General features: G+C 68.7%; 27 protein-coding genes and 1 pseudogene. 23 read left to right on the plus strand and 5 right to left on the minus strand.

Going from position 1 to position 25,650, the window contains the following annotated elements; translation table 11 throughout:
* Positions 1-46: 46 nt before the first annotated feature.
* The 3 genes and pseudogenes from GGQ93_RS16495 to GGQ93_RS10305 form a co-directional block, all read right to left on the minus strand.
* A pseudogene (locus GGQ93_RS16495) lies at positions 47-229 on the minus strand (hypothetical protein); the annotation flags it as partial.
* A gap of 100 nt (positions 230-329) precedes the next feature.
* Entirely contained in the window at positions 330-2,585 is a 2,256-nt protein-coding gene (locus GGQ93_RS10300) for a TonB-dependent receptor (protein WP_183216801.1), read from the minus strand.
* Positions 2,586-2,702: 117 nt separating this feature from the next.
* Positions 2,703-3,104 carry an IS5 family transposase gene (locus GGQ93_RS10305; protein WP_183216803.1) on the minus strand — a complete coding sequence of 134 codons (402 nt, stop codon included), beginning with the start codon at positions 3,102-3,104 and terminating at the stop codon, positions 2,703-2,705.
* Positions 3,105-3,461: 357 nt separating this feature from the next.
* Here GGQ93_RS10305 and GGQ93_RS10310 point away from each other — a divergent pair, with 357 nt between their 5' ends.
* From GGQ93_RS10310 to GGQ93_RS10320, 3 genes are all read left to right on the plus strand, one after another.
* Complete coding sequence (locus GGQ93_RS10310; RefSeq protein WP_183216805.1) at positions 3,462-3,890, plus strand: hypothetical protein; 429 nt, start codon at positions 3,462-3,464, stop codon at positions 3,888-3,890.
* Positions 3,817-5,031 (plus strand): DNA-packaging protein, encoded by a 1,215-nt coding sequence (locus tag GGQ93_RS10315; RefSeq protein ID WP_260171200.1) that lies wholly within the window; start codon positions 3,817-3,819, stop codon positions 5,029-5,031. Before GGQ93_RS10310 ends, GGQ93_RS10315 begins: the two co-directional genes overlap by 74 nt.
* 379 nt (positions 5,032-5,410) lie before the next feature.
* Entirely contained in the window at positions 5,411-5,965 is a 555-nt protein-coding gene (locus GGQ93_RS10320; RefSeq protein ID WP_183216807.1) for a GNAT family N-acetyltransferase, read from the plus strand.
* A gap of 34 nt (positions 5,966-5,999) precedes the next feature.
* Here the strand turns inward: GGQ93_RS10320 and GGQ93_RS10325 are convergent, their stop codons facing one another.
* Entirely contained in the window at positions 6,000-6,239 is a 240-nt protein-coding gene (locus tag GGQ93_RS10325; RefSeq protein WP_183216809.1) for a type II toxin-antitoxin system Phd/YefM family antitoxin, read from the minus strand.
* Between the two features lie 104 nt (positions 6,240-6,343).
* Between GGQ93_RS10325 and GGQ93_RS10330 the strand changes: the two genes are divergently transcribed.
* The 11 genes from GGQ93_RS10330 (at position 6,344) to GGQ93_RS10380 (ending at position 13,480) form a co-directional block, all read left to right on the plus strand.
* Positions 6,344-7,498 (plus strand): phage portal protein, encoded by a 1,155-nt coding sequence (locus GGQ93_RS10330; protein ID WP_221233673.1) that lies wholly within the window; start codon positions 6,344-6,346, stop codon positions 7,496-7,498.
* A gap of 49 nt (positions 7,499-7,547) precedes the next feature.
* Complete coding sequence (locus GGQ93_RS10335; protein WP_183216813.1) at positions 7,548-7,784, plus strand: hypothetical protein; 237 nt, start codon at positions 7,548-7,550, stop codon at positions 7,782-7,784.
* 105 nt (positions 7,785-7,889) lie between these two features.
* Positions 7,890-8,285, plus strand: a complete 396-nt coding sequence (locus tag GGQ93_RS10340) for an HK97 family phage prohead protease (protein WP_182714599.1) — start codon at positions 7,890-7,892, stop codon at positions 8,283-8,285.
* Between the two features lie 835 nt (positions 8,286-9,120).
* Positions 9,121-10,359, plus strand: a complete 1,239-nt coding sequence (locus GGQ93_RS10345) for a phage major capsid protein (RefSeq protein WP_183216815.1) — start codon at positions 9,121-9,123, stop codon at positions 10,357-10,359.
* Between the two features lie 143 nt (positions 10,360-10,502).
* Positions 10,503-10,766, plus strand: coding sequence for a head-tail connector protein (locus tag GGQ93_RS10350; protein WP_054764896.1), 264 nt, complete (start codon positions 10,503-10,505; stop codon positions 10,764-10,766).
* Entirely contained in the window at positions 10,763-11,059 is a 297-nt protein-coding gene (locus GGQ93_RS10355; protein WP_197273348.1) for a phage head-tail adapter protein, read from the plus strand. Before GGQ93_RS10350 ends, GGQ93_RS10355 begins: the two co-directional genes overlap by 4 nt.
* Positions 11,056-11,466 (plus strand): DUF3168 domain-containing protein, encoded by a 411-nt coding sequence (locus GGQ93_RS10360; protein ID WP_054764898.1) that lies wholly within the window; start codon positions 11,056-11,058, stop codon positions 11,464-11,466. Before GGQ93_RS10355 ends, GGQ93_RS10360 begins: the two co-directional genes overlap by 4 nt.
* A 113-nt stretch (positions 11,467-11,579) precedes the next feature.
* A complete protein-coding gene (locus GGQ93_RS10365) occupies positions 11,580-11,990 on the plus strand; it encodes a phage major tail protein, TP901-1 family (RefSeq protein ID WP_054764899.1) in 411 nt (136 codons plus the stop codon).
* Positions 11,991-12,472: 482 nt separating this feature from the next.
* The gene (locus GGQ93_RS10370) at positions 12,473-12,763 is read left to right on the plus strand and encodes a GTA-gp10 family protein (protein WP_054764900.1); all 291 of its coding nucleotides are present in this window, start codon (positions 12,473-12,475) and stop codon (positions 12,761-12,763) included.
* Positions 12,760-12,945, plus strand: a complete 186-nt coding sequence (locus GGQ93_RS10375) for a phage tail assembly chaperone (RefSeq protein WP_224764448.1) — start codon at positions 12,760-12,762, stop codon at positions 12,943-12,945. Before GGQ93_RS10370 ends, GGQ93_RS10375 begins: the two co-directional genes overlap by 4 nt.
* Entirely contained in the window at positions 12,935-13,480 is a 546-nt protein-coding gene (locus GGQ93_RS10380) for a phage tail tape measure protein (protein ID WP_183216818.1), read from the plus strand. The genes GGQ93_RS10375 and GGQ93_RS10380 overlap by 11 nt, the downstream gene beginning before the upstream one ends.
* Before the next feature lie 105 nt (positions 13,481-13,585).
* On the opposite strand, the gene GGQ93_RS10385 is transcribed toward GGQ93_RS10380, so the two are convergent.
* The gene (locus tag GGQ93_RS10385; protein WP_183216819.1) at positions 13,586-14,290 is read right to left on the minus strand and encodes a DUF805 domain-containing protein; all 705 of its coding nucleotides are present in this window, start codon (positions 14,288-14,290) and stop codon (positions 13,586-13,588) included.
* 97 nt (positions 14,291-14,387) lie between these two features.
* Here GGQ93_RS10385 and GGQ93_RS10390 point away from each other — a divergent pair, with 97 nt between their 5' ends.
* From GGQ93_RS10390 to GGQ93_RS10430, 9 genes are all read left to right on the plus strand, one after another.
* Positions 14,388-14,999 (plus strand): DUF2460 domain-containing protein, encoded by a 612-nt coding sequence (locus tag GGQ93_RS10390; protein ID WP_183216821.1) that lies wholly within the window; start codon positions 14,388-14,390, stop codon positions 14,997-14,999.
* Positions 15,000-15,130: 131 nt separating this feature from the next.
* Positions 15,131-15,778: a phage/gene transfer agent baseplate hub protein gene (locus GGQ93_RS10395; RefSeq protein WP_183216823.1), complete on the plus strand. Its 648-nt coding sequence runs from the start codon at positions 15,131-15,133 to the stop codon at positions 15,776-15,778.
* The gene (locus GGQ93_RS10400) at positions 15,775-16,209 is read left to right on the plus strand and encodes an NlpC/P60 family protein (protein ID WP_183216825.1); all 435 of its coding nucleotides are present in this window, start codon (positions 15,775-15,777) and stop codon (positions 16,207-16,209) included. The genes GGQ93_RS10395 and GGQ93_RS10400 overlap by 4 nt, the downstream gene beginning before the upstream one ends.
* A 244-nt stretch (positions 16,210-16,453) precedes the next feature.
* Entirely contained in the window at positions 16,454-20,290 is a 3,837-nt protein-coding gene (locus GGQ93_RS16440) for a baseplate multidomain protein megatron (RefSeq protein ID WP_183216827.1), read from the plus strand.
* Between the two features lie 179 nt (positions 20,291-20,469).
* Positions 20,470-21,390 carry a DnaJ C-terminal domain-containing protein gene (locus GGQ93_RS10410; RefSeq protein WP_152949638.1) on the plus strand — a complete coding sequence of 307 codons (921 nt, stop codon included), beginning with the start codon at positions 20,470-20,472 and terminating at the stop codon, positions 21,388-21,390.
* 46 nt (positions 21,391-21,436) lie between these two features.
* Positions 21,437-22,597 carry a phosphoserine transaminase gene (locus tag GGQ93_RS10415; protein ID WP_183216830.1) on the plus strand — a complete coding sequence of 387 codons (1,161 nt, stop codon included), beginning with the start codon at positions 21,437-21,439 and terminating at the stop codon, positions 22,595-22,597.
* Positions 22,598-22,721: 124 nt separating this feature from the next.
* Positions 22,722-23,357, plus strand: a complete 636-nt coding sequence (locus GGQ93_RS10420) for an NYN domain-containing protein (protein WP_183216832.1) — start codon at positions 22,722-22,724, stop codon at positions 23,355-23,357.
* Between the two features lie 118 nt (positions 23,358-23,475).
* Positions 23,476-24,771 carry an adenylosuccinate synthase gene (locus GGQ93_RS10425; RefSeq protein WP_054764909.1) on the plus strand — a complete coding sequence of 432 codons (1,296 nt, stop codon included), beginning with the start codon at positions 23,476-23,478 and terminating at the stop codon, positions 24,769-24,771.
* 61 nt (positions 24,772-24,832) lie between these two features.
* Positions 24,833-25,642 (plus strand): response regulator, encoded by an 810-nt coding sequence (locus GGQ93_RS10430; RefSeq protein ID WP_183216834.1) that lies wholly within the window; start codon positions 24,833-24,835, stop codon positions 25,640-25,642.
* The last annotated feature ends 8 nt before the right edge of the window (positions 25,643-25,650 follow it).

The following is a 25,650-nucleotide window of genomic DNA, read 5'->3' on the forward strand; positions in this document are numbered from 1 at the left end:
CGGTGGCGACGCCTCTGGCTTCCAGGTCGGCCAGGATGAAGTCGGCGTCGTAGCCCTTGTCGGCGAGCAGGACGCAAGGGTCGGGACCGGGTTGGTCCATCACCGGCGCATAGCCCTTCACATCCGAGACCTGACCGCCGCTCAGACAAACCGCGACAGGGAGGCACTGAGTGGCCGCCGATCCCGCCTCGGTCCCGTCTCGATCACGAACGGCTCGAAGAAGGCCCATTCCTCGTCCGTCATCAAACCCCGAACCAACGCCGCTCTCCGCAAAGAACAGCCTTGAATCAGCAATCAGAGAATCTGGGAATCCACTTTGTCCGCACCGCCTAGTTTCCGTAGTCGAAGCGATCCTCCAGGCTGCCGGTGCGCCTCCCGAAGGCGTAGGACAGGGAGAGCGTGAAGCGTCTGGCGTCGTAGCGGCGGTCGATGTCCTGATCGAAGGTTTCGCCGCGCACCCTCTCTCGTCTTGGGGCGCTGTCGAAGAGGTCTGACACCGTGGCCGTGAGAAAGAGGCTGTCGGCGAGTTTTCGTCGGTAGCCGAGGTTGACGACACTGAACGCCTCGCGTCGTCTTTGCTGGCTCAGATCTTCACCGAGCTGAACGGCGTTTATCTGAACGAAATCGTGGTCGGTGATCTTCCAGTTGACGTTGGCTTGAGACGAGGGCGTCCAAGCGCTGCGGCGGTAAGAGCCTGCCCCCTCCGCGCCGCTGACCTCATTCCAAGCAAACCGGCCGGTCAACTTGTAGGTGATCGTCGATCCGACCGAGCCGCTCGCCACAAGCTCTAGGCCGGCTGTTCGAAACTCGCCGATGTTGGCGCGCCGGTCGAGGATCGCACCGTCGGCCCGCAAAGTGCTGAGCGTGCCGATCCGGTTCGACGTGGAACGATAGTAGCCGGTGGCTAAATAGTTGCGTCCTGAAGCTTCATGTTCAAGCTCCAGTTCATAGGCGCTGGTCTTTTCGGGCTTCAGATCACGTCGGCCGCTGAAATAGGACAAGGGGCCAGAATATTTAACGGTCTCGTCGAGATCATTCGCTCTTAGACGATCGACTCGTCTCGTAAAGCTGCCGCCGATGATCCAATCCTGAGCGACCGTGTAGCGAACATGGCCCGTCGGATAAATCTCGAAATCACGTGTGCGCTGAGCGTTCCCGCCTTGTCGCGTCACCCAGTCGGCGACTTCCAGCCGAACGCCCGGCAGAACCTCGAGTTCGCCAAATCGAGTTTTGTAGGTTGTGTAGACGGCGGCGACGCTGCGATCGTAGCGAAACGGATCGTCTCTTGCGCCGCCGGCGGCTCCAGGCGTCTGCCCCTCGGCGTAGCCTACGTCGGCCTCCTGCCGCTCCAGATCGGACCCGACGATCAGTTCCCCGCCCGGCCTGGCCTCGATCTTGTATTCCGCCTTAAACGTCACCGTTTGCAGCTCGAGCGAACGAAGGGCGGCCTGTCGCCGGTTCCTGGTGGGCTCGTCCCAATAGTCGATGACGTCGTCCTGGGCTTCGTCCTCGGTCTGACGAGACACGCGCAGGCGAGCCAAAGCATAGCTGTCCGTCCGCGAAAGCGTACGCTTCAGCATCAAGCCGCCGGAGACCAGGTCGGCGTCGCTGCGCCCATGGCTGGTGCTCTCAAAGGCCGGTTCGGCGCCGCTCGTCCGGGCGGACGAGTCGAAGACCGCGCGGCGGTCCTGGCGCTGGTCCAGGCCGAAATAGTCCAGATCGAGCGTGAGCTTGCTCTTGGGGTCAAGCTGCCATCCCACGGTCGATGACGCATTGCTTTCCGTCTTGCGAAGCTGCGTCCGGCTCTCAAGACGGTCTTGATCGATCGCGTCGTCGGGCTGGATGAAGCGCCGGGTCGTAGTGTCGTCGATCACAAGGGGGATTCGTCTGGCGCCGGCGGACCCATTGAACGACAGCGGTCCATGATTGGCCGAGTGGCTGACGCTGAAGTTCCCTGCGCTGCGACTGCCGCCGCCGACCGTGATATTGGTCGTCGGCTGCGACTGTCCGTCCTTACGAGAAATCAGATTGATGATCCCCGCCTGACCCTCGGGGCTGAACGCCGCCGAAGGATTGGTCATGACCTCGACCCGGCTGAACTGCGCGGCACGTAGCTGTTGAACCCCCGCCGCCTGATTGGCTCCGTTGACCTGAGGCGCAGGCTCCCCGTCAATCAGAATCGTGACCCCCGACGCCCCCCGCAATTTGACGGAGCCGTCGGGATCGACGCTGACGGAAGGCACGCCGCTCAGGACGTCGGCGAGCGAACCGGATTGATACTGAAGATCGTTCTTTATGTCGTAGCTGCGACGATCGACCGAGCCCCTGACCCGCGCATTGCCCACCACTGTCACGGTCTCGACCTCGGTCGGGCCTTGGCTCTGCGGTCCCGCCGGCGGGGCGCCAGGGGCCGCCTGAGTGGCAGCCAAGACAGAGGAGGCCGGCGCAGACAGCGCAACGACCGATGCGCCTATCCGCGCCGCCGCTGAAAGATCGATCCACCTTGGATGGCGGCAGGGCGTCTCGAACCCCGTCGCGCGGTTGCGGATTCTTTGAAAATGACGGCGCGTGCGATGGAACGTCAAGCCTGCCCCCCTGACGATAATCTCTCGTCAAACAACCTAGACGCAACACGCCTTGCGAACGAATTAGCGTTTGTTAATTCTAAATTCTATTCTAGACGGTGTGGAAAAGTGTCTGATTCATAGGCGGATTGAAGCGACGAGGACGAAGCCGAGGAAGCTGTCTGCGGTCTTGTCGTATCGAGTGGCCAGTCTGCGGTTGTGTTTCAGCTTCGAGAAGCATCGCTCGACGTGGTTCCTCAGGCCATAGATATGGCCGTCGATGACGGGCTGGACCTTGCGGTTCCGCCTGGCGGGGATGACGGTGGCGACGTCTCTGGCTTCCAGGTCGGCCAGGATGAAGTCGGCGTCGTAGCCCTTGTCGGCGAGCAGGACGCAAGGGTCGGGACCGGGTTGGTCAATCACCGGCGCATAGCCCTTCACATCCGAGACCTGACCGCCGCTCAGACAAACCGCGACGGGGAGGCCCTGAGCGTTGCAGCGGAGATGGATCTTAGTCGAGACAGGTCGTCTCCAGAGCATCAAAGCATCAGGGTTTCCGTACTCTGCGGCTTGCCTCCAGCAGTTGACACGGCACCTATAGCCCCCAGATTGGGCGCGTCCCCGCTCTGTTCAGGCATCGGGCTTTGAGACCACTCCGCTTGACGGCGTGGCGGGCTTCAGGAGGCGATGACAAGCTGCTGAAGCCGTCGAATTCCGGGGCGCATCCTTATGGGTGCGCCCTTTGTCATTTTTGGGCCTACCGCGCTTGGAGCCGTTGTCGGATGCATGGCTTCAAGCCGTAGGGCGACGCTGCTTGAAATCCCGTTCTTCCAAACCATTACGCCTTTCTAAGCGCGAACTTCCGGCCTGGGGACGCTGGTGCGCTAGGGTTTGGGCATGACGGGAGAAAGCGAAGAGAGCGAGGCGGGCGGCGACTGGCTGGCGCCGCTGTTCGAGCAGTTGAAGGGGGCGGTTCAGCGCGCCGCCGCCGTGCTGGCCAAGGACGATCCCGAGGAAAAGGCGGATGCGGAGACGCTGGCGCGGCGCGCCGGCGTGGTGGCGCGCGCCGCCCTGGCGGTCGATGCGATCCGCCGCCGCATGGAGGCTGAGCGCAGGGCCGAAAAAGACAGCGAAGAGGACGAAATGGGTGGGCGAACCGACAGACCCGAGGAGGACGCGCGGCTGCGACGCCGGCTCACCCTCCATTCCGAGCGTTTGGACCGCATTCTGGAGACGAAAGGCGCCCGACCAGATGGACGCGCGCGAACTGAGGCGGATGGTGCGGGCGACGGGGCTGCATCCTCACCAATGCCCGCCCCTGGATGAGCCCTGGCGGACCTGGCTGCTGCTGGGCGGGCGCGGGTCGGGAAAGACCTTCGCCGGGGCGGTGTGGATGGATGTGGCGGCGCGGTTCAGGCCCGGCGCGGTCATCGCCCTGGTCGGTCCGGCCCTGCACGACGTGCGCGAGGTGATGGTCGAGGGGGAGGCGGGCATCAAGGCCCTGGCCGAGCCGGGCGACCGGCCCCGCTGGGAGGCCGGACGGCGAAGGCTGGTGTGGGCCAACGGCTCGACCGCCTACGCCTTTTCCGCCGAGGACCCGGACAGTCTGCGCGGACCCCAGTTCCACGCCGCCTGGGCCGACGAATTCTGCACCTGGCGCAAGCCCGAGGCGGTGCTGTCGAACCTGAGGTTCGGCCTGCGGCTGGGGCCCGATCCCCGGCTGGCGGTGACGACCACGCCCCGGCCCATTCCGGCCCTGCGGCGGCTGATGGCCGAGGCGGGGACGGTGACGGACCGGGCGGCGACGGCGGACAACGCAGAGAACCTGTCGCCGGGCTATATCGATCATCTGACCGACCTTTACGGCGGGACGCGGCTGGCGGCTCAGGAGCTGGAGGGACAGGTGGTGGAGGGCGAGGGCGCCCTGTTCCGCATCGCCGATCTGAAACAGGCGCGCGGAAGCCGGCCGGCCGAGCTGGACCGGGTGGTCGTGGCGGTCGATCCGCCCGCCAGCGCCCACGGCGACGCCTGCGGCATAGTGGTGGTGGGACGGCGCGAACGGCGGGCCTTCGTCCTGGCCGACCGGACGGTGCGGGGCCTGTCGCCCGGCGGCTGGGCCGCCGCCGTCTGTCGCGCCGCGCGGGATTTCGACGCCCAGGAGGTGGCGGCCGAGGCCAATCAGGGCGGGGAGATGGTGCGAAGCGTCCTGGGCCAGGCGGACTGTCCGGCCCCGGTCGCCCTGGTCCACGCCCGCCGCTCCAAGGCCGCCCGGGCCGAGCCGGTGGCCCTGTTGTACGAACAGGGGCGGGTCGTCCACTGTGGCGACTTTCCCGCCCTGGAGGAGGAGATGCTGGCCCTGGGCTGCGAGGGCGGACCCAGCCCCGACCGGGCCGACGCCCTGGTCTGGGGCGTGTCGCGGCTGATGCTGGAGCCGCAGGGCGAGGGGCCGTCGGTGCGGCTGTTGTGAGGAGGAGAAAATCCGCAGAAAATTAGATTTTCTGTACCTCGCCCGATGCGGGCAAGCGATCAAACGGAAAGAGCGTTTGCTCGTGCCATATATGTCGCCTTTTGTCAACCTGGACGCCGCTTGACGAGCGCTGATCCGGACGCAATCTGCTTGATGTCGCGATACGCGAGCGACGGATCAAGACCTTTAGGCTGAAAGGAGGACGATATGACTGCGCTTAGAAAAGACAGCTTTTGGGCCGACCTTACGGCCATCCTTTCTCGTAAGCCTGTGGCGCCGCGGGAATCTCGGCATGCGCGCGAGTTTGCGAAGAAGGTTTATAACAGGACAGGCGGGGTAACGCCCGAAATGAAGCGCCTTTACGCTGACCTGTTGGAAAATGAACGACGCAGCCGCGAGGCTTGAGCCGCCTGTTCCGACCTTTGAATTCAAGCGCCTCTCTGGTCCGATTCAGAGAGGCGCTTTTCTGTGTGGATACCGCGAGATCGATCAGTGGGTGTCGGGCGCCCACAAGGAGCACAAGGCCCTCAAGTCGCGCGTGGTGACGGCCCACCTCAAGGGCAATCCCGCTGTCGCGGGACTTTACTCCATGCGTATTAGGCTGGAATCCGACACTGATATCGCTGGCCACGGCAAGGTGTTTCGCACCGAAAACGGATATTTTTCAGCGGTTCAGCTCTGCTACCTCGCGGTCCAACGGCCGCTGCAAGGCAAGGGGATTCTGGGGCCGTTGCTCTTGACGCATGCCATCCGGGAGTTTGGCGAAGTCGCGCTGAGAACCGGCATCTGCGCCTTGACGCTGGTGGCGGCGGACGAGCGCAAGGCGGCCTTCTATAGGCGAATGGGGTTTGAAACTTATGGAAAGCCCTGTTCCATGCCCAAGATGTTCTACCCAGCTCAGTCCGCCATAGACTTGATCGAGCAGACGGCGTGATCCGGCCGCTACGGCGCTTTTGACGCCGAATTCGTCAATCCTGCCGCGCCGGTGAATCTGCTTCCGGCTGAAGGAAGAGGGTTGCTTCTTCATCCGTCAGCGGGCCGAGGTGGGCCAGGGCGCCGATGCGGAGGCTGGGGCGAGCTTTGGCCGCGCGGATGACGGCGACGGCGTGGCCGTCGCGGGACAGGACGATTTCCTCGCCCTGTTCGGCCTGGGCGGCGAGTTCGGCCAGGGTGGCCTGAGACCGGGCGATGTCGACGTGGATCGTCATAGGCCGAGACTAGCACGGGCGGGGCGGAGGCGAAACGGCGGCGCCGAGCGCCGGCCGCCGCCTCCGCTGCGGTGAGACATTTTCAGGAGAGTGCGATGGGTGGGATGCGGTGGCCGTTCGGCCGGGGCGGGCGTGCGCCCGATCCGGGCGCGCCGGAGGCGAAGACCAGTCGGACGGCGGTGCTGCTGTCGGGCGTCGGGCGGGCGCGGTGGACGGGCAATGACTACGCCGGCCTGGCGCGCGAAGGCTATCAGAAGAACGCCGTGGCCTATCGCTGCATCCGCATGATTGCGGAGGCGGCGGCCTCGGCGCCCTTTGCGGTCTTTGTGGACGGGGTGCGCGACGAGACCCATCCGCTGGCGCGGCTGATCCGCCGGCCCAATCCCGAACAGTCGGGGGCGGAGCTGATGGAGGCGGTTTACGGATCGCTTCAGGTCTCGGGCAACGCCTGGGTGGAAGCGGTGGGGGACGCGGTTCCCGAGGAGCTGTGGGCGCTCAGGTCGGACCGGGTCAAGGTGGTTCCCGGCCGGTCGGGATGGCCCGAGGCGTGGGATTACTCCGTGGACGGACGGTCGATCCGGATCGGGCGGGCGGCTGACGGCTGGGCGCCGGTGATGCAGCTGAAGCTGTGGCATCCGCTGGACGACTGGTACGGCCTGTCGCCGCTGGAGGCGGCGGCGCAGGGGGTGGATGCGCACAATGCGGCCGGGGCCTGGAACAAGGCCCTGCTGGACAATGGGGCGCGGCCGTCCGGCGCCCTGATCTATGGGGCCAAGGGCGGCGAGCGGCTGACCGACGGCCAGTTCGAAGCGCTGAAGGCCCAACTGTCCAGCGCCTACGCCGGGGTGGAGAACGCCGGGCGGCCGATCCTGCTGGAGGGGGGAATGGACTGGAAGCCCCTGAGCCTGACCCCCGCCGAGATGGACTTCACCGCCGGGCGACATGCGGCGGCGCGCGAGATCGCCCTGGCCTTCGGGGTTCCGCCGCAGCTGCTGGGGATACCGGGGGACGCCACCTATTCCAACTATCGCGAGGCCAACACCGCCTTCTGGCGACAGACGGTCATACCCCTGGCGCGCAAGGCCGCCGGCGCGATGACCGGCTGGCTGGGGGGACGTTTCCCCGGCTGCGAGGTGCGGGCCGATCTGGAGGCCGTGCCGGCCTTGCAGCCCGAACGCGACGCCCTGTGGGCGCGGCTGGAGGCGGCAAGCTTCCTGACCGACGCGGAGCGGCGACGGATGGCGGGGGTGGAGGTATGAGGAAGGCGTGGCGAGTGTCGAGTGGCGAGTGGCGAGGGAGACGTGACGCATGAGCGACGACTCTCAGGTCCGGCGCGTGCCGACCGCCCTGGTGATCGCGGTCGTGGTGCAGACCATCGGCGGCTTGGTCTGGGCGGGCGGGGCGGCGGCGCGGATTGCGACGCTGGAGCAGAGGGTGAGCGAGCAGAGGCTGGTGGCCGAACGGTTGGCCCGGCTGGAGGCCCAGGGCGAGGCGACGGCGGCGGCGGTGGAGCGGATCGAACGGCGGCTGGAGGGGGGCGGGTGAGTGGTTAGTGGCGAGTGGCGAGTGGCGAGTGGTGAGGCGAACCAGGCGATTGGACGAAGGCAGGCGCGACTTCGCTCGCCCCTCGCCCCTCGCCACTCGCCACTCCTGATCCAGGGCTACGCCTCCCTGTGGGGCGTGGCGGATCTGAACGGGGACGTGGTCCAGGCGGGGGCGTTCGCCGACAGTCTGGCCAAGACGGGCGCCGAAGGGGTGCGGATGCTGAACCAGCACGACGGCCGGGCGCCGGTCGGGGTCTGGGACGAGGTGCGCGAGGACGAGCGCGGCCTGTTCGTGCGCGGCCGGATCGAAGACTGGTCGCCCGAGGCCCGCTTCGCCGCCGCCCTGAGCCGGGCGGGGGCGATGGACGGCCTGTCGATCGGATACCGCACGGCGCGGGCGCGGCGTCAGGGACGTTTGAGGGTGCTGAGCGGGGTCGAGCTGTGGGAGGTGTCGCTGGTGACGTTTCCCATGCTGCCGGGGGCGCGGTTTAGCGTCGCCTGACGCGCCCTGGGACGGCCTGGGGCCAATCGACATTCAGCCTGCCGCCGTCCTGCCGGGGCGGTGCGCAGCGGAACGCTGATTGAGGATGGGTTCATCACAACGGGCACGACGCGGTCACGGCGAACACGGCGCGTTCCGATGGCGTCGTGACCGCTGTGAATCCGCCGTGATCGCCGTGATGAACCCGGACGCCGCATCAAGGCCCTCTGACGCGGGAAGAGCGGCCTGACCGCAGTAGGCTGAATGTCGATTGAACCTAGCCGCCCGGAGCCTTCGGATCGGCGGTCAGAAGGATATCTATTTCACGCAGCCTGCCGATCAGGCCGCCAGTCGTGGCTGCGATCAACATGGCATAGCCAGACAGGTAAACCCACCAAGCGTTCGCCCCCTCCAGCAAGAGACTAAGACCGCCCACCACTATCCCTAAGGCTTGAGTAAGCACGACCGGGACCATCCATCCCGTGAGTGCGGAAAGGGCCTTTTTCTGCTGCGGCGACGCTTGCGCGCGTTGGGCGCGGACCCAGGTCAGAAGCGCTGGAAACCTGCTTCGCAGTCCGACGGCCACACCGGCGGCCGCCAAGACCGTTGATAGGATCAAAAGTCCGAGCCCTCCCATGCCGGGCGGCGGCGAGGGGGCAAGCCGACCGTAAAAAACGCTAGCCAGAAGCATCAGGGCGAGTGTGCCCCAAGTCGCCGCCCGCCGTAGAGCCCCTCTATCCATGCTGCATTGGTAGCATGAGGCGCAATCAAGGCTAGGGGCTGGATCACACAATTCCGGGCTGCAACCCGGACATTCCCGCGCGCCCCTCATGGACGCGCTCACACCGGAGACATCATGAAAGAGACCAAACAGGCTTCCGGCTCCCCGGAAGCGCAGGCTGTCGTGCGCGAGATGATGGCGGCGTTCGAGGCGTTCAAAGGGGCGAACGACGCCCGGCTGGGCGAGATCGAGAAGAAGGCGGCGGCCGATGTGCTGCTGGAGGAGAAGGTCGCCCGGATCGACCAGGCGGTGGCGGCGGCCCAGGCGCGGCTGGACCGGGTGATGAGCCAGAACCGGCGTCCGGCGATCGGCGGCGAGCCGGTGGAGCCTGTGTCGGCGCCGGAGGCGAAGGCGGCGTGGGACGGCTATCTGAAGACGGGCCACTCGCCTCAACTGGCCGGCGCCCTGGAGGTCAAGGCGGGGCTGTCTGCGGGGCCGACCTCGGGCGGCTATGTCGCGCCCTATGAGACCGAGCGGGCCATCGAGCGGCGGCTGATGGCGGCCTCGCCGATGCGCGAGATCGCGACGGTCAGGACGGTGGCGGCGGGCGTGTTCCGAAAGCCGGTCTCGACGGCGGGCGTGGCCTGCGGCTGGGTGGCGGAGACGGAGGCGCGGCCCGAGACCGATCCGGCGACCCTGGCCCTGCTGGAATTCCCCTCGGCCGACCTGTACGCCAATCCGGCGGCGACCCAGGCCCTGCTGGACGACGCCATGGTCGATCTGGACGAATGGCTGGCGGCCGAGGTCGAGGACGCCTTTGCGGCCCAGGAGACCCAGGCCTTCGTGAACGGCGACGGGGTGAACAAGCCCAAGGGCTTTCTGGCCTATCCGACCGTCGCCGACGCCGGGCAGCAGTGGGGCCAGATCGGTTATGTGGCCTCGGGCGCCGCAGGCGGGTTCGCGGCCGACAGTCCGACCGACCGGCTGATCGACCTGATCTATGCGCCCAAGGCCCAGTATCGGCCGAACGGCCGGTTCGTGATGAACAGGAAGACGGTCTCGGCCGTGCGCAAGTTCAAGGACGCGGACGGCAACTACGTCTGGCAGCCGGCGACGCGGCTGGGCGAGACGGCCAGCCTGCTGGGCTATCCGGTCACCGAGATCGAGACCATGCCGGATGTGGCGGCCAACAGTCTGTCGATCGCCTTCGGGGACTTCCAGCGGGGCTATCTGATCGTGGATCGGGCGGGGGTGCGGGTGTTGCGCGACCCTTATTCGGCCAAACCCTATGTGCTGTTCTACACGACCAAGCGCGTCGGCGGCGGGGTGCAGAACTTCGACGCGATCAAGGTGATGCGGTTCGCGGCGACGTAGTCGCGGAGTGACGAGTGGTCAGTGGCGAGTGGCGAGTGGTCGCTCGCCGCTGACGTATGAAACGGCGTTTGGGCTGAGTAGGGGTGGCGGTCTCGCCGCTCGCCACTCGTCACTCGCCACTTCCGAGCAAGGCGAGGAGAGACATGGCGCAACCGGTGACGGCGGCGGAGGCGAAGCTGTTTTTGAGGGTCGAGCATGAGGCCGAGGACGGCCTGATCCAGACCCTGATTGAGGCGGCCCAGGCGCGGGTGGAGGCGGAGGTGGGGCTGAGCCTGACCTCGACCGCGCCGGCGGGGCTGAGGCTGGCGATCCTGATGCTGGTGCTGCGGGCCTATGAGCGGGGCGAGGCGGCGGCGGACCTGTCGATCGACGAATGGACCGCCCCCTATCGCACGGTGCGGCTGTGAGGGTTCTGGCGAGCCTGTTCCGGCCGGTGGAGGCCGAGACCCCCTATGGCGGGCGCAGCGTGAGTTTCGAACCCGTCGGCTCGGCCTGGCTGACCTGCGGGACGCGGCGGCGGGTCGAACGGGGCGAGGGCGATCAGAGGCGGACGGTCGAGCGGCTGAGCGCCGAGGCGCGGGCCGACGCGCGGCTGGCGGTCGGGCGGGTGCTGCGGTTCGGCGGGGCCGACTGGGACATCGTCGGCCTTGATCCTCTGCGGCCGGGGCGGCTGCGGCTGGAGCTGGAGCGGGTGCGATGAAGGATCATGAGAGCGCCCTGCAAAAGGCGGTGGTCGCGGCCCTGAAGGCGGATGCGGCGGTGTCGGCCCTGATCGGCGGGCGGGTGTTCGACCGGCCGCCGGAGGGCGCGGCCTGCCCCTATCTGGCGCTGGGCCGATGCGAGAGCCGGCCGCTGGCGGCGGACGGGGGCGGGGTGGAGCAGAGACTGACCCTGACCGGGGTGTCGCGCTTCCTCGGCGCGGAAGAGGCCAAGGCGATGGCGGCGGCGGTGCGGGCCTGTCTGCACGAGGCGGTGCTGGAGGCGGACGGGGTGCGGACCGCGACCCTGAGAGCGACCTTCGCCGACGTGTTCGGGGCGAGCGACGGGCGGCGGACCTATGCGGTGGTGCGGCTGAGGGCGGTGACCGAGGAAGTGGCGAGTGGTTAGTGGCGAGTGGCGAGCTGGATCGGGCGGGCGGAAGCAGCGGGGGAGCCGTTGCGACGACCTTCCTCGCCACTCGTCACTCGCCACCCGCCACTCAGGAGCAAAGCGAGGACAAGATGACCGCACAGGCGGGCAAGGACATGCTGCTGAAGATCGAGGGCGCGCCGGGCGTCTTCACGACGGTGGCGGGGTTGAGGGCGCGGACGATTTCGCTGAACGCGCGCACGGTGGACGCCACCGACGGCGACAGCGCCGGACGGTGGCGCGAGCTGCTGGCCGGGGCCGGGGTCAAGTCGGCGGCGGTGTCCGGGCAGGGGATCTTCCGCGACGCGGCCTCGGACGCCCTGGTGCGGGAAGCCTTCTTCGATCAGGCGGCGAAGCGGTGGCGGCTGGTGGTGCCGGACTTCGGCGTGCTGGAGGGACCGTTCCTGGTGGCGGCCCTGGAATACGCCGGAACGCATGAGGGGGAGGCGACCTTCGCCCTCAGCCTGGCCAGCGCGGGGGCGGTCGGGTTTTCGGCGGCGTGAGGGGGGTGAGTGCTAGTGCTAGTGCTAGTGAGCGGGCTTCGCCGGTGAGCGGAGAACGGCGGGGCGGCTGGGTAGACGCTCGCTAGGTTCAATCGACATTCAGCTTGCTGCGGTCAGGCCGCTCTTCCCGCGTCAGAGGGCCTTGATGCGGCGGACGCGGGTTCCTCACAGCGATCACGGCGGATTCACAGCGGTCACGACGCCATCGGAACCCGCCGTGTTCGCCGTGACCTCGTCGTGCCCGTTGTGATGAACCCACCCTCAATCGGCGTTACGCCGCCAGACGTTTTCCCTTCCGCTGACGCGGGAAGGAAGACCGACACTCAATCGAATAGAGTCTTCAACGCCCGAGGCGCCTCTCTTGGGTCGGCGGCTGCGCGCAGGACGGCAGGACGGCGGCAGGCCCAATGTCGATTGGCCCTAGCACTCGTACTCGCACTAGCACTGGCCCCGGCGTTTTTCACTTGAGATTGGAAGCGACGATGAACCAGGCGCGGGGCGAGGCGGCGGTGATGCTGGGCGGGGTGCGGCGCAGGGTCTGTCTGACCCTGGGGGCCCTGGCCGAGATCGAGACCGGGCTGGGCGTCGAGGGTCTGGCGGCGGCGGCCGAGCGGATGAAGACCCTGTCGGCGCGGGATCTGATGGTGGTCCTGGCGGCGGTGCTGCGCGGCGGGGGCGAGGCCCGGCCGGAGGTCGAGGCGGTCGATCCGCGCGAGGCGGCGCGGGCCGTGGCGGCGGCCTTTGAGGCGTCCTCCGGTCAAGCCGGAAGATGACGGGCGCGACGCCCTGGGGCGAGATGATGCGGGCGGCGATGCGGATGGGGATTGCGCCCGAGGCCTTCTGGCGGCTGTCGCTGAAGGAATGGCGGATGCTGACCGAGGCGCCGCGCGGGACGGCGCCGATGGGCCGGGCGGGCCTGGCGAAACTGATGGAGGACTGGCCCGATGGCGGATGAGTTCGGACGGGACGGGATCGACGACCTGCCGCTGAAGGCGGCCGAGGCGGGGGCGGCGCTGGAGGCGCTGAAGGGACCGGCCGAGGAGGCGGCCAACGCCATAGAGGCGGCCTTCGGCCGGGCGGGCGAGAGCCTGAGCCGGTCGCTGGCGCGGGCGGCGGCGGACGGAGAGGTGTCTCTGTCCGAGCTGGCCGAGGCCGTGCTGAAGGCGGTGAATGCGGCGGCCGGGTCCGGCGGATCGGGGAGCAGTCTGAGCGCGGCGATCCAGGCGGCGGCGTCCAGTTTCAGCGGGGCCAATTTCGGCGGGGCTAGGGCCGACGGCGGGCCGGTGCTGGGGGGCGGCGCCTATCTGGTCGGAGAACGGGGGCCGGAGGTGTTTCGCCCGAGCGTCGGCGGCGAAATCGGGTCGGCGACGGGCGGGGCTGTGACCGTCCATGTGGCGGTGGACGGCGGGGCCGAGGCCCTGCTGCGGTCCGAGGCCCAGATCGCCCAGATGCTGGCGCGGGCGGTCAGCCTGGGGGCGCGGGGGAGGTAGGCTTTTTTGAGTGGCGAGCGGCGAGGGGGCGAGTGGCGAGTGACGAGCGGCGATGCGGATGCGGCCTGTCTCGCCACTGACCGCTCGCCACTCGTCACTGTCTTGCTATTCGCCCTTGGGGTTGGGGCCGAAGCGGTTGTCGCCCTTGTCGCCCTCGACCAGGCCGATCCACAGCAGGAAGGCGAGAGGGACCAGGCCCGCCAGGATGAAGGCGCCGACGCCCGGGCCCATCAGGGCGAAGAAGGCGGCGGGATTGTCTTCGTAATAGTCGGGGCCCATGCCGCCGGCGAAGGCGGCGCCCATGACCATGACGAAGCCGATGATCGTGAAGACCGTCGCGGCGACCCAGGGAATGGCGACCAGCCAGCCGGTCTTGCCCATGTCGTGCAGGCGTTTCACCGAAATGGCCAGGTTCGGCCAGATCAGGGCCAGGGAGATCAGGGCGCCGATGATCGGCAGCCAGCCGGCGACGACGCCGACGCCCAGCAGGATCAGCCAGCCGATCCAGAAATGGCTGCGGCGGGTGCGGCCCTCGAAGGACAGGAACAGCTTCTGCCAGTCGAAACCGGCGACGGTGGTGTCGGTCGAACTGGCGTAGCCGCCGGCGACGCCAGTGGTGGTGGGCGAGCCCGCCAGGATCAGGATCTGGGTGGCGGCGGCGCCTTCGGGCACGAAGTCGACGCGGACGCCGGCGGCGGGCACGGCCGGCGATTGCAGCGCGGCGGAGGTGAAGTCGTAACGGGTGCCGTCGTCGCCGCTGATCAGGCCGGTTCCGGCCGTGGTGTCATAGCTGAGAATTTCGCCGCGCAAGTCTTCGCTCCCGTTTCGATACGGCCCACTCGGCCGTCGTTCGTCGAGCATGGATGAGCGGCGCCGTTCGGACAAGTGAAACAGGGGACAGGTTCGGATGAACTTCCATGAGGCGCGCCTGCCTGCGCGGCTGGCGTTCGGTTCGACCGGCGGGGTGGAGCGTCGGACGGAGATCGCGACCCTGGCGTCCGGGTTCGAGCGGCGATCGACGCCCTGGGCCCTGGGGCGCAGGCGGTATCTGATCGGGGCGAACCTGAGGTCGCTGGACGACATGGCAGAACTGGTCGCCTTCTTCGAGGCGCGGCGGGGGCGGCTGTACGGGTTCCGGTTCAAGGATTTCGCCGACTTCAAATCGTGCGCGCCCAGCGGGACGGTTTCGGCCGGGGATCAGATTCTGGGCCTCGGCGACGGGGCGCGGACCGTGTTTCCGCTGATCAAGACCTACGGCGACGTCGAACGGCCGATCCGGAAGCCGGTCGAAGGGTCGGTTCGGGTAGCGGTCGGGGGCGTGGAGACCCAGGGCCTTTCCGTCGATTGGACGACGGGGGCCGTGACCCTGGCGGCCGCGCCGGCGCCGGGGGTGACGGTGACGGCGGGCTTTCAATTCGACACGCCGGTGCGGTTCGACACCGACCGGATCGAGACGACCCTGGAGAGTTTTGAGGCGGGGCGGATGGCGGCGGTCCCGCTGATCGAGGTGCGGGTCTGAAGAGAGTGGCGAGTGGTCAGTGGCGAGGGGCGAGGCGGTTCGGAATGCGGGAGCGCCGAGACCTGATCGTCGGAACGAATGTTCGGCCCGCTTACTCGCCACTCGCCACCGACCACTGAGCGAAGGCGAAGATGAGACACATACCGGACGATCTGGCCGCCCGCATCGAAAGCGGGGCGGCGCGGCTTTGCCATGTCTGGCTGATGCGGCGCGTCAACGGGACGCGGGCGGGCTTCACCGACCATGACCGGGATCTGACGCTGGACGGGGTGGTCTGTCGGGCGGCGAGCGGCTGGACCGTCGGGGCGGCCGAGAGCGGGGTCGGGCTGGCGGCGGGGACGGCCTCGGCCTCGGGCGTGCTGGACGACGCCTCGATCCGCGAGGCCGATGTGGCGCAGGGCCGGCTGGACGGGGCGGCGGTCGAGCTGTGGCGCGTGGACTGGTCCGAGCCGGACTTGAGGGTGCGGCTGTGGTCGGGGACGATCACGCGGCTGAGGCGGCAGGACGGGGCCTTCGTCGCCGATCTGGAAGGTCCGCTGGCGAAGCTGGAGCGGGTGGTCGGGCGGACCTACGGCCGGCTGTGCGACGCGCGGCTGGGGGACGCGCGCTGCGGGGTCGCGGATGCGGCCGGGCGGACCTGCGACAAGCGGTGGGAGACCTGTGTCGGGACGTTCGGGAATGGGGTGAATTTTCGGGGCTTTCCGGACGTGCCGGGGGATGACTTCCTGACGGCCTGGCCGGCGCAGGGCGGCCGCCATGACGGCGGGAGCCGGCGGTGAGGGGCGAGGCGATCGCCGCCGCCGCCCGGGCCTGGCTGGGGACGCCGTATCGGCATCAGGCCAGTGTGAAGGGCGTGGGGGCGGACTGTCTGGGTCTGGTGCGCGGGCTGTGGCGCGAGGTGGTGGGCGAGGAGCCGGAAGGCGTTCCGCCCTATTCGCCGGACTGGGCCGAGGCGGGCGGGCGCGAGCTGTTGCGGGAGGCGCTGGAGCGGTGGCTGGGGCCGGTTTCGGTCGAGGCCATGCGGGCGGGGGATGTGCTGCTGTTTCGCATGTCGCCGGGCGTGGCGGCCAAACACTGCGCCGTGCTGAGCGCGGTCGAGGGGCCGGAGCCGAAGATGATCCACGCCTATTGGGGACGGGCGGTGGTGGAGAGCTGGATGGGGATATGGTGGCGACGACGGCTGGTCGCGGCGTTTCGGTTTCCGGGGTGAGGCTTACAGACCTTCCCCCGCTTGCGGGGGAAGTGTCAGCGCGTCGAGCGGAGCGACACGCCTGACGATGGGGGAAGTCTTCTTGCTCCAAAAAGACTCCCCTCTCCGACCCTGGATCGGCTGCGCCGATCGACGGGCCACCTCTCCCGCAAGCGGGAAAGGGTCTGGGGAGGGCCGCCCCCACCCCGTCGCTTTGCGACGACCCTCCCCCCGAGGGGGAGGGAGGTTCTTTTTGGAGGCGTAGATGGCGCAAGTCGTACTGAGCGCGGTGGGGCAGTCGGTCGGCGGGCCGGTCGGTCGGGTGATCGGGGCGACGATCGGGCGGGTGATCGACGATCGCGTGATCGGCTCCCTGTCGCCGGCGCGACAGCTGGGGCCGAGGCTGGACGGGCTGAAGATCCAGGGGACGGCCGAGGGGGCGCCGATGGCCTGCGTCTTCGGTCGGGCGCGGGTGGCGGGACAGGTGATCTGGGCCGCGCGGTTCCTGGAAGGCAAGGTCAAGGGACGGGCGGGCAAGGGCGGGCCGAAGACGGTCGACTACGCCTATTCGCTGAGTTTCGCCGTGGCCCTGTGCGAAGGCGAGATCGACGGGATCGGCCGGGTCTGGGCCGACGGACGGCTGATGGAGCTGAACGGCGTGGCGATGCGGGTGCATCGCGGCGGGGAGGACCAGAGGCCGGACCCGCTGATCGAGGCGGTGGAGCAGGATGCGCCGGCCTATCGCGGCGTGGCCTATGTGGTGTTCGAAGATTTGCCGCTGGGGCCGTTCGGGGACCGGGTTCCGCAGCTGAGTTTCGAGGTGTTCCGGCGGCCGCGCGGGGCGGGGCCGCGGCTGGAGGACCGGCTGGAGGGGGTGTGTCTGATTCCCGGCGCCGGGGAGTTCGCCCTGGCGACCGAGGCGGTGGTGCGGCGCGAAGGGCTGACGCGGACGACGGCGGAGAACGTCCATAACGGCGAGGGGCGGGCCGACCTGATCGTGTCGCTGGATCAGCTTCAGGCCCAGCTGCCGAATCTGAAACGGGTCAGCCTGGTGGTCGGCTGGTTCGGGGACGATCTGAGGGCCGGTCACTGTCGGGTGCGGCCGGGGGTGGAGCGGCGCGACAAGCCGACCGAGCCGATGATCTGGTCGGTGGCGGGGGTGGCGCGGCATGAGGCCTATGAGGTCAGTCGGGCCCCCTCCGTCGGCTTCGCCGCCACCTCCCCCACGGGGGGAGGATTGGCCCCCTCCGTCGGCTCTGCCGACACCTCCCCCAGCGGGGGAGGATCTGCGCCGGCCTATGGCGGGACGCCGTCGGATGAGAGCGTGCGCCAGGCGATCCGAGCGTTGAAGAGCCGGGGGCTGGAGGTGACGCTGTATCCCTTCGTCTTCATGGACTGTCCCGGCTATCCGTGGCGAGGGCGGGTGGCCGGGACGGACGGGGCGGGGGCGGCCGCCGAGATCGCGGCCCTGTTCGGCGGGCCGGAGGATTGGGGCCTGCGGCGGATGGCGCTGCACTACGCTGGAATCGCGGCCGAGGAAGGGGCGGACGGCCTCTTGATCGGATCGGAGATGCGGGGCGTGACCTGGACGCGCGATGCGGCGGGCGGCTTTCCGGCGGTGGAGCAGTTCCGCACCCTGGCGGCCGAGTGCCGGGCGGTGGTCGGGCCGGGGGTGAAGCTGTCCTACGCCGCCGACTGGAGCGAATATTTCGGACGGCAGGCGGGCGGGGACGTGCGGTTTCACCTCGACCCCCTGTGGGCCGATCCGAACATCGACCATGTGTCGATCGACTGGTACCCGCCCCTGACCGACTGGCGTGACGGGGACGGGGGGCTGGATGCGGCCCGGTTCGACGGGGCGGCGGACCCGGCCTATCTGGCGGCGGGCGTGGCGGGCGGCGAGGGGTTCGAATGGTATTACGCCAGCGCGTCCGACCGGGCGGCCCAGGTGCGGACGCCCATCTCGGACGGGGCGCACGGAGAGGACTGGCTGTTCAGGCCCAAGGATCTGAAGGGCTGGTGGTCGAACCTGCACTACGACCGGCCGGGCGGGGTGCGGGCGGCGACGCCGACGGCCTGGCGGCCGGGGATGAAGCCGGTGCGGCTGACCGAGTTCGGCTGTGCGGCGGTGGACCGGGGCGGCAATGCGCCCAATCTGTTTCAAGACCCCAAGAGCGGCGAGAGCGCCCTGCCGCCCTTTTCCACCGGGGCGCGCGACGACGCGGTGCAGCGGGCGGCGCTGGAGGCGGTGCTGGGCCATTTCGCGGCGCCTGAGAACAATCCGGTCTCCCCCGTCTACGGCGGGCCGATGCTGGCCGGGGCGGACGCCTGGTGCTGGGACGCCCGGCCCTATCCGGCCTTTCCGGCGCGGGCGGAGGTCTGGGCCGACGCCGGGGCGTGGCGGGCGGGTCACTGGCTGAACGGGCGGCTGGCGGGCGACGGCGCCGATCTGGTCGCCGCCGTCCTGGCGCGCGGCGGCCTGGCGGCGGATGAACGGATCATCGAGGGGGTGGAGGGGGCGGCGGCCGGCTATGTGATCGACCGACCGATGCGGACGCGCGACGCCCTGGAGCCGCTGCTGGCCGCCTTCGACGCCGTGGCGGCGGAGCGGGACGGGCGGGTCTCCGTCCTGGGACGGACGGCGAGCGGGACGGTGTTGAGCCGCGACGGCCTGGCCCTGCCCAGGGCAGGCGGGGCCGAGACGGCGACGCGACGGCTGGAGGCCCGACTCGGCGCGGCGCGGGTGCGTTTCGTCGATGAGACGGCGGACTATCAGACGGGGGCGGTGACTGCGCGAGCCGAGGACGGGCGGGCCGAGGACGGGCGGGCCGCGACCGGCGGCGGCGTCGATCTGGACCTGCCCCTGGTCTGCGGCGACGGCTTGGCGCGAGCAATGGCGGAGCGAGCGCTGGAGGCGGAGCAGGCCGAGACGGTCGTCCTGACCCTGGGGCCGCTGGAGGCCCTGGCGGCCGAGCCTGGGGACGTGGTGCGGCTGGAGGGCCGCGACGGCGACTGGCGGGTGGCGCGCGTCGCGGCGGAGGAGACGCCGGCGATCACTCTGGAGCCGGTCGGCGCGCGAAGACTCTATGAGGATCAGGGGGGAGGAAGGGGCGGCGAGGGTCCGGCGACGACCGGGGCGCCCTTTCTGGCCCTGCTGGATCTGCCGCCGTTGATAGGGAGCGAGGACGACGCACGGCCGGTGGCGGCGGCGGCGGTGGAGCCGTGGCGGCCGATGCGGCTGCACGCCGGGCCGTCGGCCGGCGCCTTGACCGCGCGCGCCGATCTGGACGCGCCGACGCCGGTGGGAGTGCTGGTCGAGCCCTTGCGGCCAGGGGCGACCGGGCGCTGGGATACGGTCAACGCCCTGGTGGTGCGGGTCGAGGGGGCGGCGCCGCAGAGCGCGGCGGAGACGGCGGTGCTGGGCGGCGCGAACACCCTGGCGATCCAGACGACGGGGGGCTGGGAGGTGGCGCAATACCGTTCCGCGACCTTGATCGCCCCGGACGTCTGGCGGCTGAGCGGCCTGTTGCGCGGTCAGCAGGGGACGGAGGCAGAGATGCGGGCGGGCGCCGCAGCCGGGGCGGTGGTGGTGTTCCTGGAGCCGCGCGCGGCGCGGGCGGAGATCGGGCGTGCCGAACGGGGCCTGCCCCTGGTCTGTCGCGTCGGGCCGGCGGGGGCGGCGCCGGGCGGGGCGGGGTTCCGCGAGGCGGGATTCACCCTGCGGGGGCTTTACGACCGGCCGTGGTCGCCGGCGGGGCTGACGGTCCGGGCCTCGGCCGAGGGCCGGCGGATCAGTTGGACGCCGCGCGTGCGGCTGTACGGCGACGGCTGGGACGGCGAGCCGACGCCGGTCGATCCGATGCGTTTTCGTCTCCGGGTGACGCACAGGGGCGCGGTGGTGCGGACGATGGAGGTCGAGACGACGACGGCCCTTTACGCCGCAGCGGACGCGGCGGTGGACTTTCCCGGCGGGCCGCCCCCGACGGCGCGGATCGCCGTGGCCCAATGGGGCGAGGGGTTCGGCTGGGGCGCGGAGGCGGAAATCGGCTTAGAGCCTGATGGTTTCGGACGGAACCGCGCGGCGGTTCCGACAGAAGCGTGAATCAGGCTCTCGCTCTAATCTGGAGCCTGATTCACCGTTTCAGCGGATCCGCGAAGCGGTTCCTCCTCAACGGATCAGGCTCTGGCCTGAGCAAATATCCGGGTCCGGCCCTTTGCGGGGGCGGGGGCATGGCTTAACTGACGGCCTCTCAGGTGTTTTCAGTTGGAGCGGCAACGGACGTGGCAGGCGACCCCTATAAGGAACTGGGCGTTTCAAAGGGCGCGAGCGCGGACGAGATCAAGAAGGCGTTCCGCAAACTGGCCAAGGAACTGCACCCCGACAAGAACCCCGGCGACGCCAAGACCGAGGAACGGTTCAAACGGGTGACGGCGGCCTTCGACCTGTTGGGCGATCCGGAAAAGCGGGCCAAGTATGACGCGGGCCAGTTGGACGCCGACGGCAATGAACAGTATCGCGGCTTCGGCGGGGGCGGACGGCCGGGCGGCAATCCCTTCGGCCAGGGCGGCTTCTCCGGCGGCGGCGGACCGGGCGGTCGGGCCGACTTCGAAGGCATCGACCTGGACGATCTGTTCGGCATGTTCGGGGGCGCGGGCCGCCAGCGGGGTCCGCGCGACTTCACCGCGCGCGGCCAGGACGTGCGCGCCAGCCTGAACATCAGCCTGGAGGACGCCATTTCGGGGGCGACCCGGCGAATCCAGTTCTCTGACGGTCGAACCCTGGACGTGACCATTCCCAAGGGCGCGTCGGACGGCCAGACCATCCGCCTGCGCGGCCAGGGGGCGCCGGGGCGGGGCGCCGAGAACGGCGACGCCCTGATCGAGCTGAAGATCGAGCCGCACCCCATCTATAAGCGCGACGGGGCGGACCTGACGATGGACCTGCCGGTCTCGGTGCCCGATGCGGTTCTGGGCGCCAAGGTGCGGGCGCCGACGCCGGAAGGGGAGGTGCAGGTGACGATCGCGCCGGGCTCCAACTCGGGCAAGCTGTTGCGGCTGAAGGGACGGGGCGCCTTCGCCCAGGGGCGGCGCGGCGATCTGTTGGCCCGTATCGTCGTGACCCTGCCCGAGACGCCGGATGCGGCCCTGATCAAGTTCGCCGAAGACTGGCGGGCCAAGCGGCCCTATACGCCGGGGCGTTGAGCGGCGCTTGGGCCGGGCGACGTCGCTCGCACAAGGGGAAGAGACCATGATCGCAAAGCCTGATGTCAAACCGGCGCGGCCGTGGTTCTCGGCCGGACCGACGGCGAAACGGCCGGGCTACAGCCTGGGCGGCCTGCCGCAGGATTTGCTGGGGCGCGGCATCCGTGCGCCCGAGGTGGTGGAGCGGTTCGCCCACGGGCTGAGGCTGACGCGGGCGGTGCTGGAAGTGCCGGACAGCCATGTGCTGCTCTATACGCCGGGATCGGACACCGGGGCGGTCGAGGCGGCCCTGTGGGGCATGCTGGGGCAGCGGCCGGTGCAGGTGGTCGCCTTCGAGAATTTCGGCCTGACCTGGTTGGCGGACGTGCGCGATCATCTGGGGTTGGAGCCCGAGGCCCTGACGGCGCCCTGGGGCGAGCTGCCGGACCTGAGCCGGGCCGACTGGTCCAAGGATGTGGTCTTCCCCTGGAACGGCACGACCTCGGGCGTGCGCGTGCCGGACGCCGACTGGATCGCGGACGATCGCGAGGGGCTGGCGATCTGCGACGCCACCTCGGCCGCCTTCGCCATGCCCTTGCCGTTCGACAAGCTGGATGTGGTGACCTTCAGCTTCCAGAAGGCGCTGGGCGGCGAGGCGGGGATCGGGGTGATGGTTTTGTCGCCGCGGGCGGTGGCGCGGCTGGATTCCTATCGGCCCGAACGACCCGTCCCGAAACTGCTGCGCCTGACCGACGGCAAGGGGTTCGATCGCGCCCTGGCCGACGGGGTGGCGATCAACACCTTCTCTATTTTGACCATCGAGGACTGGATCGACGCCCTGGAATGGGCGCAAGGGATCGGGGGTTTGAGCGAACTGGTCCGGCGCACCGACGCCAACTTCGCCGCCCTGGCTGACTGGGTGGAGCGGACCGACTGGATCGCCTTCCTGCCCGAGAGGCCCGAAATCCGCTCGACCACCTCAGTCTGTCTGAAGTTCCTCGATCCGCGCGTGACCGGCCTGGACGAGGCGGGGCAGAAGGCCTTCGTCAAACGGTTCAAGGCCCTGCTGGAAGGCGAGGCCGCCGTGTTCGATATGGAGCCCCACAGGAACGCGCCGCCCGGCCTGAGGCTGTGGTGCGGCTGCACCGTCGAGACGGCCGATGTAGTGGCGGCGACGCCGTGGCTCGAATGGGCGTTCGAGACGGCGGTGGGGGAGATCTCAGATTGAAGTTGAATATTCAGACTGATCGCGCCATATAGCGGCTATCACTTTTTCCCCGCTGGACACGCCCTGAAAGGGGCCTCCGGCGGGGTTATTGATTTTTGGGCCGGAGTTCTGCAACTCTTGCGGCATGGCCCAGCTTCCCCAGGTTATCAGAGCTGTCGCCTTCTTCGACGGTCAAAACCTCTTTCACAGTGCAAAAGCTGCGTTCGGCTATCCCTTTCCGAACTTCGATCCTGTCGCCCTGACGAAGGCAGTTTGCGCGGCTCAGGGCTGGCAGGTCCAAGGGGTGCGATTCTACACGGGAGTTCCAGACGCGGCGGACAATCCATTCTGGCATCACTTCTGGACCGCGAAGGGCGCACAGATGGGACGGGAAGGGGCTTACATCTGCACCAGACCACTTCGGTACAGAAACAAGCAGGTGAGGCTGCCCGACGGATCATTTCACACGTTTCTGGACGGGGACGAAAAGGGCATAGACGTCAGGATCGCGCTCGACGTCATCCAGATGGCCCATCGCAATGAGTATGACGTGGCCTTGTTGTTCTGCCGTGATCAGGATCTTGCGGAGGTGGCGTCTGAGATAAGGCTTATCGCCAGTCTGCAGGATCGGTGGATCAAGGTCGCTTCCGCCTATCCGTTCAGCCCGGCCACAAAGGGTTGGAGAGGCATAAACAAGACGGATTGGATCAAGATCGACAGGACGATGTACGACGCCTGTATCGATAAGCGAGACTATCGGCCTAAAAAGCCTTTGGCTTGATGGGCATCTGACGATTCTACCGCTATAGGCTGCGCCCGCGCTCGGGACGCCGCTCAAGACGCGGCGCCTGCTGGTTTTGATGCGGTCTCTGACGAGGACGCGAGGCGGAGTACGGACTTTGGCGAACGTGGCGGTGGTCGGCGCCCAGTGGGGCGACGAGGGCAAGGGCAAGATCGTGGACTGGCTGTCCAACCGCGCCGACATGGTGGTGCGGTTCCAGGGCGGGCACAATGCGGGCCATACGCTGGTCGTGGACGGCAAGGTCTATAAGCTGGCGTTGCTGCCCTCGGGCGTGGTGCAGGGCAAGCCGTCGATCATCGGCAACGGCGTCGTCGTCGATCCGTGGCATCTGGTCGGCGAGATCGAGAAGATCGCAGCCCAAGGCGTTGCGATCAGCCCCGACATCCTGACCATAGCCGACAACGCCTGTCTGATCCTGCCCATCCATCCGGCCTTGGACGTGGCGCGCGAGGCGGCGGCCAGCGCGCCCGGGGCCAAGATCGGCACGACCGGACGCGGCATCGGCCCGGCCTATGAGGACAAGGTGGGGCGACGCGCCATTCGGGTGTGCGATCTGGCCAATGCGGACGACCTGAAGGTCAAGATCGACCGGCTGCGCTCGCACCACGATCCGCTGCGCGCCGGTCTGGGCCTGGAGCCGATCGATCCGGAGGCGCTGTTGGCCCAACTGCTGGAGATCGCGCCCAAGATCCTGCCCTATGTGAAGCCGGCCTGGCGGGTGCTGGACCAGGCGCAGAAGGCGGGCAAGCGGGTGCTGTTCGAAGGGGCCCAGGGCGCGTTTCTGGACGTGGATCACGGCACCTATCCCTATGTGACCAGCTCCAACACGGTGGCGGGGCAGGCGGCGGCGGGGTCGGGCATCGGGCCTCGGGGCGTCGGCTATGTGCTGGGCATCGTCAAGGCCTATACGACCCGGGTCGGCGAAGGGCCCTTCGCCTGCGAACTGGACGACGCGGTCGGTCAGCATTTGGCGACGGTCGGCCGCGAGGTCGGGGTCAACACCGGACGGGCGCGGCGTTGCGGCTGGTTCGACGCCGTGCTGGTGCGCCAGTCGGTGGCGATCAACGGCATCGACGGCATCGCCCTGACCAAGCTGGACGTGCTGGACGGATTGAAGACGCTGAAGATCTGCGTCGGCTATCGCGTCAACGGCGAGGTGCTGGACTATCTGCCGTCCAGCCTGAAGGATCAGGCGGCCGCAGAGCCGGTGTTCGAGGAGCTGGAAGGCTGGAGCGAGAGCACCGGAGGCGTGCGCAGCTTCAAGGACATCAACGCCAACGCCATCAAATATGTGCGTCGGATCGAGGAGCTGATCGGGGCGCCGGTGGCCCTGCTGTCGACCAGCCCCGAGCGGGACGACACCATATTGATGCGCGATCCCTTCCAGGGCTGAGCAATTCAGCGAGTCTTAACGGCGGTCAGATAGGGTCGAGGAGTCAAACGGAGCCGACCCCTTGTTCACTGCGGACGCAAAGACCCTGAGCCGCATCGAGCCCACGGTGCGGCGCGTCGCCATCATCGAACCCAACGCCGCCTCTGCGCGTCTGATGTCGGACCTGATCAAGGGGTTGGGCGCGCGGGAAATCTATGTGGAGAGCGACGAGGAGCGGGCGGTGGAGCTGCTGCGCGACGTCGAGCCCGGCGTGATCTTCACCGAATACGCCGGCCCGACCCTGAGCGGGGAGCGGCTGGCGCGGCGGGTGCGGCGCTCCTCCATGGTCTGTCGCATGGCGCCGATCATCATGGTCACGAACGAGGCGACGGCGGCGGCCATCAAGGGGGCGCGCGACGCGGGCGTTCACGAGTTTCTGAGAAAACCCTATACGACCGGCGATCTGTTCAAACGGGTGGAGAACGTCGCCCTGAAGCCCCGCCCCTGGATCGAGGCGGTCGGCTATGTCGGGCCGGATCGTCGGCGCTTCAACTCGGGCGAATACGCCGGAGCGCCCAAGCGCCGCACCGATGCGTCGGCCAAGGGCGGGCTGGACATAAAGGATCAGGCGATGCGGATCCTCGTTGCGGCCATGGCCCAGTTCGACCAGGACCCGGCCCAGGCCACCCGCGCCATCCGCCAGCAGGCGCAGACGCTGAAGGCGGTGGCGATCAAGAGCGGCGACGCCCGGTTGGCGATCGCGGCGGGCGGGCTGGAGGCCTTCATGGACGACGGCGGCGTGACCAAGGCCGGTCTGGCCCAGCCGGTCGGGGCCATACTGGCCCTGACCCAGACGCCGGCGTCGAACGCGCCGGTCGCCCGGGCGTCCTGATACCCGAG

The sequence above is a fragment of the Brevundimonas aurantiaca genome (genome assembly GCF_014199955.1).
GTDB lineage: Bacteria > Pseudomonadota > Alphaproteobacteria > Caulobacterales > Caulobacteraceae > Brevundimonas > Brevundimonas aurantiaca.

Coding starts and splice junctions, on each gene's coding strand:
- GGQ93_RS10305 (WP_183216803.1), bottom strand. CDS start 3,104: ATGCTCTGGAGACGACCTGTCTCGACTAAGATCCATCTCCGCTGCAAC.
- GGQ93_RS10310 (WP_183216805.1), top strand. CDS start 3,462: ATGACGGGAGAAAGCGAAGAGAGCGAGGCGGGCGGCGACTGGCTGGCG.
- GGQ93_RS10315 (WP_260171200.1), top strand. CDS start 3,817: ATGGACGCGCGCGAACTGAGGCGGATGGTGCGGGCGACGGGGCTGCAT.
- GGQ93_RS10320 (WP_183216807.1), top strand. CDS start 5,411: ATGAACGACGCAGCCGCGAGGCTTGAGCCGCCTGTTCCGACCTTTGAA.
- GGQ93_RS10325 (WP_183216809.1), bottom strand. CDS start 6,239: ATGACGATCCACGTCGACATCGCCCGGTCTCAGGCCACCCTGGCCGAA.
- GGQ93_RS10330 (WP_221233673.1), top strand. CDS start 6,344: ATGCGGTGGCCGTTCGGCCGGGGCGGGCGTGCGCCCGATCCGGGCGCG.
- GGQ93_RS10335 (WP_183216813.1), top strand. CDS start 7,548: ATGAGCGACGACTCTCAGGTCCGGCGCGTGCCGACCGCCCTGGTGATC.
- GGQ93_RS10345 (WP_183216815.1), top strand. CDS start 9,121: ATGAAAGAGACCAAACAGGCTTCCGGCTCCCCGGAAGCGCAGGCTGTC.
- GGQ93_RS10350 (WP_054764896.1), top strand. CDS start 10,503: ATGGCGCAACCGGTGACGGCGGCGGAGGCGAAGCTGTTTTTGAGGGTC.
- GGQ93_RS10360 (WP_054764898.1), top strand. CDS start 11,056: ATGAAGGATCATGAGAGCGCCCTGCAAAAGGCGGTGGTCGCGGCCCTG.
- GGQ93_RS10365 (WP_054764899.1), top strand. CDS start 11,580: ATGACCGCACAGGCGGGCAAGGACATGCTGCTGAAGATCGAGGGCGCG.
- GGQ93_RS10370 (WP_054764900.1), top strand. CDS start 12,473: ATGAACCAGGCGCGGGGCGAGGCGGCGGTGATGCTGGGCGGGGTGCGG.
- GGQ93_RS10375 (WP_224764448.1), top strand. CDS start 12,760: ATGACGGGCGCGACGCCCTGGGGCGAGATGATGCGGGCGGCGATGCGG.
- GGQ93_RS10380 (WP_183216818.1), top strand. CDS start 12,935: ATGGCGGATGAGTTCGGACGGGACGGGATCGACGACCTGCCGCTGAAG.
- GGQ93_RS10390 (WP_183216821.1), top strand. CDS start 14,388: ATGAACTTCCATGAGGCGCGCCTGCCTGCGCGGCTGGCGTTCGGTTCG.
- GGQ93_RS10395 (WP_183216823.1), top strand. CDS start 15,131: ATGAGACACATACCGGACGATCTGGCCGCCCGCATCGAAAGCGGGGCG.
- GGQ93_RS16440 (WP_183216827.1), top strand. CDS start 16,454: ATGGCGCAAGTCGTACTGAGCGCGGTGGGGCAGTCGGTCGGCGGGCCG.
- GGQ93_RS10415 (WP_183216830.1), top strand. CDS start 21,437: ATGATCGCAAAGCCTGATGTCAAACCGGCGCGGCCGTGGTTCTCGGCC.
- GGQ93_RS10420 (WP_183216832.1), top strand. CDS start 22,722: ATGGCCCAGCTTCCCCAGGTTATCAGAGCTGTCGCCTTCTTCGACGGT.